This window comes from Streptomyces sp. NPDC024632, assembly GCF_055559175.1.
Genome location: NZ_JBVHLD010000001.1, coordinates 341,344 through 355,888, shown reverse-complemented (window position 1 = coordinate 355,888; position 14,545 = coordinate 341,344). Strand labels below are relative to the sequence as shown.

The following is a 14,545-nucleotide window of genomic DNA, read 5'->3' as shown; positions in this document are numbered from 1 at the left end:
TTTCCTCTTGTCTGGGGGAATGCGGGCCACGCACCCACGCACGCCACTGCCCCCCCACCACACAAAAGGGAAAAAGGAGGGAGAAGACCCCCGGGGGGGGGGCCCCCCCCGCCTTCACGTGTGCCCGGCCTAGGCGGTGCGCTCAGCGCGCCTTCAGCGGGTGCCCGCTGGAGGTGTCCACCACCGTACGGCCGCCGAGCGGCTTGTCCAGCGTCACCTTCTCGGTGAACTCCTTGGCGAGCGTGACGCACGTGCCGCCCTTGTCGGCCGCGGTCACCGTCACCCGCACCTCGTCCGCCGACTCCGCGGCCTTCGCGCTGTACGTGCTGCACACCCCGCCGTAGAAGGTCAGCGACAGCGTGCCGCCGTCCGCGTGGTACGTGGTCAGACCGACCGTGTGGTGCCGCTGGGCGGGCCCGCTCGGCTGCTCCGGCACGCCGGAGGGCGGCACGGCGGTACCGGGCGCGTCACGCTGGATGTACGCCGGGTCCACCGCGGGCTGCGCCTCCACGCTCGACCGGCTCACACCGGGCTGCGCGACCTCGAAGAGCCAGGACGGCACCAGCACCTGGGCGCCGGACACGTAGTCCAGCGACAGGCCGAACTCGGCGCCGCGCACGTCCATCGGATGGCCGTTGCCCGGCACGCACGGCAGCGTGTGGGGGAGCGTCCTGTCCTCGCCGGGCGTGGTCGGCAGAGCGCTCGGCTTCGGCGCGGGCGCCGACTTCGCCGGACAGGCGGCGATCCCGTGATCGGGGTGCATCACCTGCCCGTTGAGGTCCTTCAGCGCCTGCGCGGCGCTCACCACCGGATAGCTGTCGCCCTTGTCGAGCGCCGAGAGGCGGCCGTGCGCCAGCGTGATCAGCCCGTCGGAGCCGACGTCGAGGCCGGTGCTCCAGTTGTGCGTGGGCAGGCCGTCCACGACCGGGTCGGCCGTCACCGCGCGGAGCGCGCCCGCCGTCTCGTGCGCGTCGACCGTGGCGCCCGACAGGCCCAGACCGGCCAGTACGGGCGCGGCCACCGCCTTCGCGCGCTGCTCGGACACCGGCGGCTCGGGCGTCGGCGCCTGCGTCGAGGTCGTACCGCTCGCGGGGGCGGAGGACACCGGTCCGTTCGTGCCGGGACTGCCGGCGTTGCTCGAACCGCTGGAGCCGGTGTCCGTGCCGGTGTCCGTCCCCGGGCCGCTCTTCTCCGGGCCGCCGGGGTTCACCGGCCGCGGGGGATAGGCAGGTTCCGCCGGGTTGACGGTGGTCGCGCCGTACCGGCTGTACGACCAGGTGCCCGGCGCGGCCTTGGTGACCAGCAGCGTCGGCCCCGCGCCGTCGCCCGGCCCCACCCGCCACGAGTCGCCCTGCGCGGTGGCCGGGCCGCTCATCCCGAGCAGCTTCGCCAGCCGTTCCGCGTCGGCCGCGACGACCGGACCCTCCCCGCGGTAGACCGCGGCGGAGTCGGGGCCCTTGGGCAGCGAGCCGGTCAGCGTGTACGTGCCGCCGCTCGCCGGACCGCTGCTCGTCCCGTTGTCCGCGCCGCCGCCGTCCGCGCTGCCCGAGCCTTCGCCGGGGGCGTCGTTCAGCCGCAGCGGGGCCGGCCCGGCCTTCGGGTGACCGCCCTCGTTCGCGGTCGCCGCCCAGTACGCCCCGCCGCCACCGGCCAGCAGGACGGCGGCGGCCACCGCCGCCACCAACAGCCGTGGCCGGGGCGCGGACCGCTCGGGGCGGGGCTCTTCCGTCGTCGGGTCCGCGTTGTCGTCGTCGCGTTCGGTGCTCACCGCGTGCTCCTTCGGCTCCGTACGTCAGATGCGGATCTGACGCGGCGGGCCGGATTCCGGTTCCGCCGGGCCCGTTGCGCCGTCCGGGGGAACGGCGACGCGGGCCCCGCCGAAGGGGCCGTTTCGTGATACGCCGGACAGGCCCTAGTCGCCGAACTCGGCCATACCGCGCACCACGTGCGCGGAGGCGGGCGGGACGACGATGCCGTGCAGGCTGGCGGGGGCGACCACGGCCTGGGCCTTGGCGGCCGGGGTGTGCCAGTGCGCGGCCATCCGGCGGCAGTCGCCGAGCAACTGGTCGAGCGACTCGGGCTCGGCGAGCGGGAACGACGCGGACACCGGAGGCGTGGCCGAAAGGGCGGAAGCGGAGGACGGCACGGGTGCGGCGGGGGTAGACCTCATACCTCGACCCTAGGCACGGGCGGACCATCGAGAAAGCCCTACTATCGGGTAGTTTCGCCGTGTCCGACTGCTACGGCGCACCCGGTAGCGTGGGACGCCTGCTCTTCTCGTCGATCCCCCGCAGGAGCCTGCCGCCGTGCGTATCGCCGTAACCGGATCCATCGCCACTGATCATCTGATGACCTTCCCCGGCCGTTTCGCCGATCAGCTCGTCGCCGACCAGCTCCACACGGTCTCGCTGTCCTTCCTCGTGGACGGTCTCGACGTGCGGCGCGGCGGGGTCGCCGCCAACATCTGCTTCGGCATGGGCCAGCTCGGCACCTCGCCGATCCTGGTCGGCGCGGCGGGCAACGACTTCGCCGAGTACCGCGCCTGGCTCCAGCGGCACGGCGTGGACACCTCGTCCGTACGGATCTCCGAGGTGCTGCACACCGCCCGCTTCATCTGCACCACCGACGCCGACCACAACCAGATCGGCTCCTTCTACACCGGCGCCATGAGCGAGGCCCGGCTGATCGAGCTCCAGGCCGTCGCCGACCGCGTCGGCGGCCTCGACCTGGTCTCGATCGGCGCCGACGACCCCGAGGCGATGATCCGGCACACCGAGGAGTGCAGGACCCGCGGCATCCCCTTCGCCGCCGACTTCTCCCAGCAGATCGCGCGGATGGACGGCGACGACATCCGCGTCCTGCTCGAAGGTGCCGCGTACCTCTTCAGCAACGAGTACGAGAAGGGCCTCATCGAGGCCAAGACCGGCTGGAGCGACGAGGAGATCCTGGACCGGGTCGGCACCCGCGTCACCACCCTCGGCTCCCACGGCGTCCGGATCGACCGCAAGGGCGAGGAGCCCGTCCAGGTCGGCTGCGCCGAGGAGCAGACCAAGGCCGACCCCACCGGCGTCGGCGACGGCTTCCGCGCCGGCTTCCTGTCCGGGCTCGCCTGGGGCGTCAGCCTCGAACGCGCCGCGCAGGTCGGCTGCATGCTGGCGACCCTCGTCATCGAGACCGTCGGCACCCAGGAGTACGAGCTGCGCCGCGGCCACTTCATGCAGCGCTTCAGCAAGGCGTACGGCGACACCGCCGCCGAAGAGGTCCGCACGCACCTCGGCGCGCGCTGAACGCTCCCGGATGAGCGCCCGTCAGGCCCTGCGCCGCACCGTGTACGCGGTGCCGCGCTCCGCCGGGCGCTCCCCCAGATAGTCGTGGGCCCGCATCTCGCACCACGCGGGGATGTCGAGCCGGGCGGCCTCGTCGTCGGACAGCACGGTGACGAGGCCGCCGACCGGCACGTCGTCGATGACCCGCGCGAGGTCGATGACCGGGATCGGGCAGAGCTTGCCGAGCGAGTCCACGACCAGAGCGGACTCCCGCGGCTCCCGCCCGCCCTGTCGGCCGGGCCCGGCCGACGCGGCCGACGGCGCGCCCAGCGCCGAGCGGACCTCGGCCACGACCCCCGGCAGCACCGCGAGGAAGCGCTCGACGTCCTCCGCGGCGGTCCCCGGCGGCAGCGACACCCGTACGTTCCCCTCGGACAGCACACCCATCGCCTTGAGCACATGGCTGGGCGTCAACGTGCTCGACGTGCACGACGATCCGGACGACACCGAGAAACCGGCCCGGTCGAGACCGGTCAACAGCGCCTCGCCGTCGACGTACAGACAGGAGAAGGTGACCAGGTGCGGCAGCCGCAGCGTGCCGTGGCCGACCACCTCCACGTCCGGCACGACCCGCGGCACGCGCGACCTGATCAGGTCCACCAACGCCGTCAGCCGGACGGCCTCCCGCGCCGCCTCCTCGCGCACCGCCCGCAGCGACGCGGCGGCGGCGACGATCGCGGGCAGGTTCTCGAAGCCGGGCGCGCGCCCCGACTCCCGTTCGTCCGCGGGCCCCTGAGGCGCGAAGCGGGTGCCCTTGCGGACCACGAGCAGCCCGACCCCGGACGGCCCGCCCCACTTGTGCGCGCTCGCCGTCAGCAGCGACCACTCGCCCTCGACCCGCCCCCAGCCCAGCGACTGCGCCGCGTCCACCAGCAGCGGCACCCCGGCCGCCCGGCACAGCGCCGCCGCCTCCGCGACCGGCTGCACCGTACCCACCTCGTGGTTGGCGGACTGGAGGCAGGCCAGCGCGGTGTCCGCGCGCAGCGCTGCCGCGAAGTCCGCGGCGGCCACCCGCCCCGACCGGTCGACGCCCACCGTCACCCGTTCGTACGCCTCCGCCGCGTGCAGCACCGACGAGTGCTCGACGGCCGAGACCACCACCTGACGGCCCGTCCGACGGCGGCCCGCCATGGCGCCGGACACACCCGTGTGCACCGCGCGTGTCCCCGAAGGAGTGAAGACCAGTTCGTCGGGGCGGCAGCCGACCGCGTCCGCCGCGGCCTCGCGGGCCGCGTCGAGCAGCAGCCGCGCCCGGCGCCCCTCGCGGTACAGCCGCGCGGGGTCGGCCCACCCCTCGTCGAGGGCGGCGAGCAGCGCCTGCCGGGCGACTGGGTGCAGCGGAGCGGCCGAAGCCGTATCGAAATAGGACACCTCAGCACGCTACAACCCGCCCGCGCCGACCGGCCGGGCGCACTGTCAGAAGGCCCCCGGAGTGCGGGATTCCATCCCTTCGGGGTGTGCCCCGGCGCGTTGTACCCCCTCCCCGCGTGACCTCAAATAGCGTCCAGTAGGGTTTGGTCCGCATAAACATCCACACCTAATTGCCCGTGCACGGACCGACCGACCAGCAGGCGGCCGGGCACCCGGACGCTCGGGCGAGACTCTCGGGAAGGCGCTACGTGAGTCCCAACGGCTCCGACCTCCCCCACGGCCAGAACGGCGTGGGAGGTACCCCCTCGTCGCGGCGCCCGGTGCGGCGATGGCTGCCGCGGGCGCTGGCCGCGGGCCTGGTCCTTGCGACCGCCACTGGTTGCTCGTACAAGGACTATCCCCGCCTCGGCATGCCCAGTCCTGCCACGGAACAGGCACCCCGGATCCTCGCGCTCTGGCAGGGCTCCTGGGCCGCCGCGCTGGTGACCGGCTGCCTTGTCTGGGGCCTGATCCTGTGGAGCGTGATCTTCCACCGGCGCAGCCGGACCAAGGTCGAGGTCCCCGCGCAGACGCGCTACAACATGCCCCTTGAGGCCCTGTACACGATCGTCCCGATCATCGTCATCGCGGTGCTGTTCTACTTCACCGCCCGTGACGAGTCGAAGATCCTGGACACCTCCAAGAAGCCGCAGCACGTGATCAACGTGGTCGGCTTCCAATGGAGCTGGGGCTTCAACTACGTCGAGGACGTGGACGGCAACCCGGCGACCCCCACGGGCGTGCCGAAGGAACTGTCCGAGATCCCCGCGAACAAGCTGCTGCTGCCCCCCGGCGCCGAGGGCGTCTACGACGTGGGCACGCCGGCCAGCAGGAACCCGGACACCGGCAACCCCGGTCCGACGCTCTGGCTCCCCAAGGGAGAGAGCGTGCGGTTCGTCCTCACCTCGCGTGATGTCATCCACTCCTTCTGGATCGTTCCGTTCCTGATGAAGATGGACGTCATCCCCGGCCACACCAACGTCTTCGAGGTGACTCCGAGCAAGGAGGGCACCTTCCTTGGCAAGTGCGCCGAGCTTTGCGGTGTGGACCACTCCCGGATGCTCTTCAACGTGAAGGTCGTTTCGCCCGAGGAGTACAAGCAGCACCTCAAGGACCTGGCGGCGAAGGGCCAGACCGGGTACATCCCGGCGGGCATCGCCACCACGGGCAACGCGAAGAACTCGGAGCCCAAGACCACATGAGCATTCTGAACGAACCGCAGGGCGCCGCCGCGGCGGACGACTCCTACGCGGACGAGATCCCGGCACGCCGGCGCAAGCCCGGCTCGGTCATCGTCACGTGGATGAGCACCACGGACCACAAGACGATCGGCTCGATGTACCTCATCACGTCGTTCGCCTTCTTCCTCATCGGCGGCGTGCTCGCGCTGCTGATGCGCGCGGAGCTGGCCCGGCCGGGCAACCAGTACCTGTCGAACGAGCAGTTCAACCAGGCGTTCACGATGCACGGCACCGTGATGCTGCTGATGTTCGCGACCCCGCTCTTCGCGGGCTTCGCGAACTGGATCATGCCGCTGCAGATCGGCGCCCCCGACGTCGCGTTCCCGCGGCTGAACATGTTCGCCTACTGGCTCTACCTGTTCGGCTCGCTCATCGCGGTCGGCGGCTTCGTGACCCCGCAGGGCGCGGCCGACTTCGGCTGGTTCGCGTACTCGCCGCTGTCGGACGCGGTCCGCTCGCCGGGCATCGGCGCCGACATGTGGATCATGGGCCTGGCCCTGTCCGGCTTCGGCACCATCCTCGGCGCGGTCAACTTCATCACCACGATCATCTGCATGCGCGCACCCGGTATGACGATGTTCCGCATGCCGATCTTCTGCTGGAACGTGCTGCTGACCGGTGTCCTCGTCCTGCTGGCCTTCCCGGTGCTCGCCGCCGCGCTGCTCGCCCTGGAGGCCGACCGGAAATTCGGGGCGCATGTGTTCGACGCCGCCAACGGCGGCGCGTTGCTCTGGCAACACCTCTTCTGGTTCTTCGGCCATCCAGAGGTGTACATCATCGCGTTGCCCTTCTTCGGCATCATCTCCGAGGTCATCCCGGTCTTCAGCCGCAAGCCGATGTTCGGCTACATCGGCCTGGTGGCCGCGACGATCTCCATCGCCGGTCTGTCCGTGACCGTGTGGGCGCACCACATGTACGTCACCGGCGGGGTGCTGCTGCCGTTCTTCTCGTTCATGACCTTCCTGATCGCGGTGCCGACCGGTGTGAAGTTCTTCAACTGGATCGGCACGATGTGGAAGGGGTCACTGAGTTTCGAGACCCCGATGCTGTGGTCCATCGGCTTCCTGATCACCTTCGCCTTCGGTGGTCTGACCGGTGTCATCCTGGCGGCGCCGCCGCTGGACTTCCACGTCTCGGACTCGTACTTCGTGGTCGCGCACTTCCACTACGTGGTGTTCGGCACCGTCGTGTTCGCGATGTTCGCGGGCTTCCACTTCTGGTGGCCCAAGATGACCGGCAAGATGCTGGACGAGCGGCTCGGCAAGATCACCTTCTGGACGCTGTTCTTCGGCTTCCACGGCACCTTCCTCGTCCAGCACTGGCTGGGCGCCGAGGGCATGCCGCGCCGGTACGCGGACTACCTGGCGGCGGACGGGTTCACCACGCTGAACACCATCTCCACCATCAGCTCGTTCCTGCTCGGTCTGTCGATACTGCCGTTCCTCTACAACGTGTGGAAGACCGCCAAGTACGGCAAGAAGGTCGAAGTCGACGACCCGTGGGGCTACGGCCGTTCGCTGGAGTGGGCCACCTCGTGCCCGCCGCCGCGGCACAACTTCACCACGCTGCCGCGCATCCGCTCCGAATCCCCGGCGTTCGACCTGCACCACCCGGAGATCTCGGCGATCGACTCGCTCGTCAACCGGGGTCCCGACCAGGCGCTCTCGGGCGTCAGTGGCGACCTGCACCACGACCGTAAGGAGTCCGGTCAGTGAGGGTCCAAGGCAAGATGTTCCTCGGCCTGGCCGTCTTCATCCTGGCCTCGGCCATCGTGTACGGCCTGTGGTCCAAGGAGCCCGCGGGCACCACGGCGCTCTTCCTCGCCTTCGCGCTGAGCACGATGATCGGCTTCTACCTCGCGTTCACCGCGCGCAGGGCCGACACCGGCGCGCAGGACCGGGAGGACGCGGAGGTCGCGGACGACGCCGGCGAGCTGGGCTTCTTCAGCCCGCACAGTTGGCAGCCGCTCGCGCTGGCCACCGGCGGCGCGCTGGCGTTCATGGGCATCATCTTCGGCTGGTGGCTGCTGTTCGTCTCGCTGCCGGTGATCCTGATCGGCGTGTACGGCTGGGTGTTCGAGTACTACCGCGGTGAGAACCGCACCCAGTAGCCGGGCAGGGCGGTGACGCGGCCCCCACGGGACCCGCGTCACCCGGGGAACAGAAGTACGGGCGGGCCCGGACACCGACTCAGGTGTCCGGGCCCGCCCGTTCGCGCGCCCGACCTCTTTTGCACGTATCCACCGAGCGAAATCACCCGGTTGTTCCTAACTTGAGTGCATGAGCCACAATTCTCTACGCCGTAACGCGCTGCGCTGCTCCCTGCTGGTGGCGCCCCTCGCGGTGGGGCTCACCGCTTGTGGCGGCGGCGGCAATCCGCTCGCCGCCACGCCGCACGACGCCGCCGCCAAGGTCGCGTTCGGCTCCGCGGCCGGAGGCAAGGCCGACCCGTCCAAACCACTCCAGGTGACCATCAAGAAAGACGGGAGCCGGATAACCGACGTGACCGCTACGGACGCCGCAGGGCGCTACGTACGCGGCGAACTCGGCTCCGACGGCCTGAGCTGGCACTCCACCGGCGCGCTGGCCGCAGGCGCGCACTACACGGTCCGGGTGAGCACCGAGGACTCCGACGGCCGCCCCGGCCGTAAGACGCTCGGTTTCGACACCACGCCCGCGGACGCGGGACTGCACGTCGCCTTCGGCCCCGACGCGGGTACGTACGGCGTCGGACAGCCGATCACCGCCGAGCTGAGCGTCCCGGTCAAGGACCCGGCGGCCCGCGCCGCCGTCGAGGGCAACCTCAAGGTCAGCTCGACCCCCCAGGCCGCCCCCGGCTCCTGGTACTGGGTCGACGACCGCACCCTGCACTACCGGCCCAGCACGTACTGGCCCGCGGACGCCACGATCGACGTGACCAGCACCCTGAACGGCGTACGCGTCCAGGACGGGCTCTACGGCGGCACCGACAAGTCCCTGGAGCTGCACACCGGCGACCGGGTCGAGGCGCTCACCGACGCGGGCACCCACCAGATGACCTTCAAGCGGAACGGGAAGGTGGTCCGTACGCTCCCCGTCACCACCGGCAAGCCCGGCTTCTCCACCCGCAACGGCGTCAAGGTGGTGCTCGGCAAGGAGCAGTTCGTCCGGATGCAGAGCGAGAGCATCGGCATCGCCGCGGGCAGCTCCGACTCCTACGACCTGCCGGTCTACTGGGCCACCCGGGTGACATGGAGCGGTGAATACGTGCACGCCGCGCCGTGGTCCGAGGGCTCGCAGGGGTACGCCAACGTCAGCCACGGCTGCACCGGCATGAGCATGGACAACGCCCACTGGTTCTTCGACAACGTGCGGCAGGGCGACATCGTCGAGGTCACCCACAGCCTCGGCGACACGATGACGCCGTTCGACAACGGCTTCGGCGACTGGAATCTGAGCTGGGCGCAGTGGAAGAAGGGCAGTGCCCTCGGCGCCGCGGGTCAGTCCGCGGCGACGCAGAACACCGCCACCACCGCCACCGTCTCCAACCCGGCCCGGCTGCGCCCCCAGGCGCTCTGACCGGCCGCCGCGGCGCTCAGTGCGCCGTCGTCGCCACGGCCGTGGTCCTCGGAGCCAGCCTGGCCCGCAGCAGCCCCGCCAGGGACTCGCTGAGGGCGACCGGGTCGACGGGGTGGGCGACCGCCGCGTCGGCCCGGCTCCAGGTCGCCAGCCAGGCGTCCTGGGGACGGCCGATCAGCACCAGCACCGGCGGGCAGCGGAAGATCTCGTCCTTCGCCTGACGGCACACCCCCATGCCGCCGGCGGGGGAGGTCTCACCGTCGAAGACGCAGACGTCGATGCCGCCGCGCTCCAACTCGGTGAGAACCGCGGGCATCGTCGCGCACTCCACGTACTCCACCGGCGGCAGGTCGGCGGCGGGCCTGCGGCCGACGGCGAGCCGGACCTGCTCCCGGGTGTTCGCGTCGTCGCTGTAGACCAGCACCGTGGCGGTCGCCTGCATCGTGGTTCCTCCTCGTGAAGGCGTTCTCAAGTGCGTCGGATGCTACTCCCGCCAGCGCCTTCGCGAGGAGGGTTCGTACCCCGCGAAGATCGGCGGCCCGGTCGTCCGACGCACCGTCATCCCTCCTTCGGGGGACGGCGGCGCTAGGCCACGCGGGTCTCCTGCGGGCCTTGACACACCGAATGGCACCCCCCGGAGTCAGCGCCAGATAAGCGACCGACATAATGTCGGACGTGGCGACAGCAACAGCAGTAGATACCGGGCACGCGCACCCGTCGGTCAACCGGCCGAACCTCACCAGCGTCGGAACCATCATCTGGCTGAGTTCCGAGCTGATGTTCTTCGCGGCCCTCTTCGCGATGTACTTCACCCTTCGGTCGGTCACGGGTGCCGACTTCTGGAAGGAACACGCCCATGCGTTGAACGTCCCGTTCTCGGCGACGAACACGACGATCCTGGTGCTCTCCTCCTTCACCTGCCAGATGGGCGTCTTCGCCGCTGAGCGCGGCGACGTGAAGAAGCTCCGCTCCTGGTTCATCGTGACCTTCATCATGGGTGCGATCTTCATCGGCGGGCAGATCTTCGAGTACACCGAACTGGTCAAGAAGGACGGCATCTCGCTCAGCTCGGACCCCTACGGCTCGGTGTTCTACCTGACGACCGGGTTCCACGGGTTGCACGTGACGGGCGGACTGATCGCGTTCCTGCTGGTACTCGGGCGGACGTACGCGGCCAAGCGGTTCACCCACCAGCAGGCCACCGCAGCCATCGTCGTGTCCTACTACTGGCACTTCGTCGATGTCGTGTGGATCGGCCTCTTCGCCACGATCTACCTGATCAAGTAGCCGGTCGCACACCGCACACACATTCCAGAAGCATCGACGCAAGAGATCCTGACACCGGGGTAATCCGTGAAAAAGCTCTCCGCACGACGGCGCCACCCGCTGGCGGCGCTTGTCGTCCTACTCTTCGCGCTCGCGGTCACCGGGGGGCTGTACGCCGCGCTCGCGCCGGCGCCGAAGGCGCAGGCCGACGACGCGGCCCAGTCCCTCGCGATCACTGAGGGCAAGAAGCTGTACTCCGTCGGCTGCGCAAGCTGCCACGGCACTTCGGGCCAGGGCAGCTCCGACGGACCGAGCCTGGTCGGCGTCGGCTCCGCCGCCGTCGACTTCCAGGTCGGCACCGGCCGGATGCCCGCGCAGCAGCCCGGCGCGCAGATCCCGAAGAAGAAGGTCATCTACGACCAGGCCGAGATCGACCAGCTCGCCGCGTACATCGCGTCCCTCGGCCCCGGCCCCGCCGTGCCGAGCAAGGACCAGTACAACCCCGCGGGCGCGGACGCCGGCAAGGGCGGGGAGCTGTTCCGCACCAACTGCGCCCAGTGCCACAACTTCGTCGGCAAGGGCGGTGCGCTGACCAACGGCAAGTACGCGCCGACGATCCAGGGCGCCTCGCCCAAGCACATCTACGAGGCCATGCTGACGGGTCCGCAGAGCATGCCGTCCTTCCCGGACAGCACGATGCCGCAGGACACGAAGGCGGACATCATCGCGTACCTCCACGAGGTCAACAGCAGCGAGACGAAGAACCCCGGCGGTCTCTCGCTGGGCAGCATCGGTCCGGTGTCCGAGGGTCTGGTCGCCTGGGTCTTCGGCCTCGGCTTCCTGCTCGTCTGCACCACCTGGATCGCCGCCCGGACGACCAAGGCCAAGAAGTCATGAGCGAGACTGGATCTCACAAAGACGTGTCAGAGAACCTGCCAAGTGAGCACGGCGCTCACGGGAGCGAACCAGCGGTCCCCGACGACCCGTTCGCCAACCCCGGCCATCCCCCCCACGAGTACCGCCGTCAGGACATCGACGAGCGGGCCGAGAAGCACTCCGAGCGGGTCGTGGCGGGGCTGTTCGGCCTGTCGATGCTCGGCACCGTCGCGTTCATCGCCTGCTTCGTGATCTTCCCGGTCGACAAGATCGTCTTCATCTTCCCGTTCGGCAACGTGAGCGCGCTGAACTTCTCGCTCGGCCTCACGCTCGCCGTGGCGCTGCTGGGCATCGGCGCGGGCGCGGTCCACTGGGCCCGCACCCTGATGTCCGACGAGGAGTTCGCCGACGAACGCCACGCGGCGGGCGCGGACGAGGAACTGCGCGAGAACATCGAGCAGCAGTGGGCGCAGGGCGCCCGCGAGAGCGGGTTCGGACGGCGCAAGCTGATCCGCAACACGATGTTCGGCGCCCTGACCCTGGTCCCGCTGGCCGGTGTCGTGATCCTGCGCGACCTCGGCCCGCTGCCGGAGGACAAGCTCCGGCACACCCTGTGGGCCAAGGGCAAGGTGCTGATCAACCAGAACACGAACAAGCCGCTGCGCCCCGAGGACATCGTGGTGGGCTCGCTCACCTTCGCGATGCCCGAGGGTCTGGAGGAGTCCCAGGAGGACTTCCAGGAGCAGATCGCCAAGGCGGCTCTGATGATCGTCCGGATCAAGCCGGACGACATCAAGGACAAGCGCGAGCGTGACTGGGCCCACGAGGGAATCGTGGCCTACTCCAAGATCTGCACACACGTGGGCTGCCCGATCAGCCTCTACGAGCAGCAGACGCACCACGTGCTCTGCCCGTGCCACCAGTCGACGTTCGACCTGTCGGACGGCGCGCGGGTGATCTTCGGCCCGGCGGGGCACCGGCTGCCGCAGCTTCGGATCAGCGTCAATGGTGAGGGCAATCTCGTCGCTCTCGGCGACTTCGATGAGCCCGTCGGTCCGGCATTCTGGGAGCGCGGATGAGTACTACGACGGAAAGCTCGACCCGTCGGGGCAAAAAGCCGGTCGGCCAGCGGGCCGCCGAGTGGACTGACCCCCGGCTCGGTATCTACAAGTTGGCCAAGGCCAACATGCGGAAGATCTTCCCGGACCACTGGTCCTTCATGCTGGGCGAGATCTGCCTCTACAGCTTCGTCATCCTCATCCTCACGGGTGTGTATCTGACGCTGTTCTTCCACCCCAGCATGAACGAGGTCGTCTACCACGGCCCGTACGCGCCGCTCCAGGGCGTGCGGATGTCCGAGGCGTACGCCTCCACCCTGCACATCAGCTTCGAGGTGCGCGGCGGTCTGCTGATCCGGCAGATCCACCACTGGGCCGCGCTGATCTTCATCGCGGCGATGATCGTGCACATGATGCGCGTGTTCTTCACCGGCGGTTTCCGCAAGCCGCGTGAGATCAACTGGCTGTTCGGCTGGACGCTGCTGTTCCTCGGCATGTTCACCGGCTTCACCGGTTACTCGCTCCCGGACGACCTGCTGTCCGGCACCGGCATCAGGTTCGCCGACGGCGCGGTGCTCGCCACCCCGGTGGTCGGCTCGTACCTGTCGTTCTTCCTGTTCGGCGGGGAGTTCCCCGGCCACGACATCGTCAGCCGGTTCTACTCGATCCACATCCTGCTGCTGCCGGGTCTGATGGCCGGTCTGCTGACCGCCCACCTGATCCTGGTCTTCTACCACAAGCACACGCAGTTCCCGGGTGCGGGCAAGACCGAGAAGAACGTCGTCGGCATGCCGCTGCTGCCGATCTACACCGCGAAGGCGGGCGGCTTCTTCTTCCTGGTCTTCGGCGTGATCTCGGCCATCGCCGCGACCGTGTCGATCAACCCGATCTGGTCGATGGGACCGTACCGGCCGGACCAAGTGTCCACCGGCGCCCAGCCGGACTGGTACATGGGCTTCTCCGAGGGCCTGATCCGTGTGATGCCCGGCTGGGAGATCAACGCCTGGGGACACACACTCGTCCTGGGCGTGTTCATCCCGCTGATGGTCTTCCCGGTGGTGCTGGCGGCCATCGCCGTCTACCCGTTCATCGAGGCGTGGGTCACCGGGGACAAGCGCGAACACCACCTGCTGGACCGGCCGCGCAACCGCCCGGTGCGCACCGGCTTCGGTGTGGCCTGGCTGACCGAGTACTTCGTGCTGCTGATCGGTGGCGGCAACGACCTGTGGGCCACGCACTTCCACCTGTCGATCAACTGGATCACCTGGTTCGTCCGCGTCGGCTTCTTCGTCGCGCCGGTCCTGGCCTTCATCATCACCAAGCGGATCTGCCTGGGTCTCCAGCGCCGTGACCGCGACAAGGTGCTGCACGGTCGCGAGACCGGCATCATCAAGCGGCTGCCGCACGGTGAGTACATCGAGGTGCACGAGCCGATCTCGCAGGAGCAGCGGCACATCCTCACCGCGCATGTCCAGCCGGAGCCGATCGACGCGGGCCCCGAGGTGGACGAGAACGGCGTGGAGCGCAAGCTCAACCCGATCGAGAAGGCGCGGGCCAAGCTCTCCCGCGGCTTCTACGGCGAGCACAGCCAGATTCCGAAGCCCACGGCCGAGGAGTACGAGGAGATCACCAGCGGACACGGCCACCACTGAGCCGCCGCCGCTGAGCTGAGCCACCCACGGGCCGGGGGGGGGGGGGGGGCGGGGGGGGGGGGGGGGGGTTGGCGGCGGCGGCTCTGCGCATGCCCGGTTGGAGGAAGAGAAAGGGGGCCCACCTAGCGGGGGAAGGTGGAGGCGCTCTCTCCCCCCCCC

13 protein-coding genes are annotated in these 14,545 nt (G+C 69.7%); 9 read left to right on the top strand and 4 right to left on the bottom strand.

The window, feature by feature from the left end; translation table 11 throughout:
• Positions 1-142: 142 nt before the first annotated feature.
• The gene (locus ACZ37P_RS01570; protein ID WP_467344272.1) at positions 143-1,768 is read right to left on the bottom strand and encodes a DNA polymerase III subunit gamma/tau domain-containing protein; all 1,626 of its coding nucleotides are present in this window, start codon (positions 1,766-1,768) and stop codon (positions 143-145) included.
• Between the two features lie 144 nt (positions 1,769-1,912).
• On the bottom strand, positions 1,913-2,170 hold the full coding sequence (locus ACZ37P_RS01565; RefSeq protein ID WP_355334286.1) for a hypothetical protein: 258 nt from the start codon (positions 2,168-2,170) through the stop codon (positions 1,913-1,915).
• A 136-nt stretch (positions 2,171-2,306) separates the two neighbouring features.
• On the opposite strand from ACZ37P_RS01565, the gene ACZ37P_RS01560 reads away from it, so the two are divergent.
• Positions 2,307-3,287, top strand: coding sequence for a carbohydrate kinase family protein (locus ACZ37P_RS01560; protein WP_355334284.1), 981 nt, complete (start codon positions 2,307-2,309; stop codon positions 3,285-3,287).
• Positions 3,288-3,308: 21 nt separating this feature from the next.
• Here the strand turns inward: ACZ37P_RS01560 and ACZ37P_RS01555 are convergent, their stop codons facing one another.
• On the bottom strand, positions 3,309-4,697 hold the full coding sequence (locus tag ACZ37P_RS01555; RefSeq protein ID WP_391159820.1) for a cysteine desulfurase/sulfurtransferase TusA family protein: 1,389 nt from the start codon (positions 4,695-4,697) through the stop codon (positions 3,309-3,311).
• A gap of 248 nt (positions 4,698-4,945) precedes the next feature.
• On the opposite strand from ACZ37P_RS01555, the gene ctaC reads away from it, so the two are divergent.
• From ctaC to ACZ37P_RS01535, 4 genes are all read left to right on the top strand, one after another.
• A complete protein-coding gene (gene ctaC, locus ACZ37P_RS01550; protein WP_188281474.1) occupies positions 4,946-5,938 on the top strand; it encodes an aa3-type cytochrome oxidase subunit II in 993 nt (330 codons plus the stop codon).
• On the top strand, positions 5,935-7,692 hold the full coding sequence (ctaD, locus tag ACZ37P_RS01545; RefSeq protein WP_355334278.1) for an aa3-type cytochrome oxidase subunit I: 1,758 nt from the start codon (positions 5,935-5,937) through the stop codon (positions 7,690-7,692). Before ctaC ends, ctaD begins: the two co-directional genes overlap by 4 nt.
• Complete coding sequence (locus tag ACZ37P_RS01540) at positions 7,689-8,087, top strand: cytochrome c oxidase subunit 4 (RefSeq protein WP_188281472.1); 399 nt, start codon at positions 7,689-7,691, stop codon at positions 8,085-8,087. The genes ctaD and ACZ37P_RS01540 overlap by 4 nt, the downstream gene beginning before the upstream one ends.
• Positions 8,088-8,256: 169 nt before the next feature.
• Positions 8,257-9,534, top strand: coding sequence for a L,D-transpeptidase (locus tag ACZ37P_RS01535; RefSeq protein WP_355334275.1), 1,278 nt, complete (start codon positions 8,257-8,259; stop codon positions 9,532-9,534).
• 16 nt (positions 9,535-9,550) lie between these two features.
• Here ACZ37P_RS01535 and ACZ37P_RS01530 read toward each other — a convergent pair whose 3' ends face one another.
• Positions 9,551-9,976: a hypothetical protein gene (locus tag ACZ37P_RS01530; protein ID WP_355334273.1), complete on the bottom strand. Its 426-nt coding sequence runs from the start codon at positions 9,974-9,976 to the stop codon at positions 9,551-9,553.
• 224 nt (positions 9,977-10,200) lie between these two features.
• Here ACZ37P_RS01530 and ctaE point away from each other — a divergent pair, with 224 nt between their 5' ends.
• The 4 genes from ctaE to qcrB all read left to right on the top strand — a co-directional run bounded on the left by ctaE (position 10,201) and on the right by qcrB (position 14,386).
• Positions 10,201-10,821, top strand: coding sequence for an aa3-type cytochrome oxidase subunit III (gene ctaE / locus ACZ37P_RS01525; protein WP_355334271.1), 621 nt, complete (start codon positions 10,201-10,203; stop codon positions 10,819-10,821).
• A 66-nt stretch (positions 10,822-10,887) separates the two neighbouring features.
• The gene (gene qcrC / locus ACZ37P_RS01520; protein WP_355334269.1) at positions 10,888-11,697 is read left to right on the top strand and encodes a cytochrome bc1 complex diheme cytochrome c subunit; all 810 of its coding nucleotides are present in this window, start codon (positions 10,888-10,890) and stop codon (positions 11,695-11,697) included.
• Positions 11,694-12,755: a cytochrome bc1 complex Rieske iron-sulfur subunit gene (gene qcrA / locus ACZ37P_RS01515; protein ID WP_355334266.1), complete on the top strand. Its 1,062-nt coding sequence runs from the start codon at positions 11,694-11,696 to the stop codon at positions 12,753-12,755. Before qcrC ends, qcrA begins: the two co-directional genes overlap by 4 nt.
• Positions 12,752-14,386 carry a cytochrome bc1 complex cytochrome b subunit gene (gene qcrB, locus ACZ37P_RS01510; protein ID WP_355334263.1) on the top strand — a complete coding sequence of 545 codons (1,635 nt, stop codon included), beginning with the start codon at positions 12,752-12,754 and terminating at the stop codon, positions 14,384-14,386. Before qcrA ends, qcrB begins: the two co-directional genes overlap by 4 nt.
• Positions 14,387-14,545 lie beyond the last annotated feature (159 nt).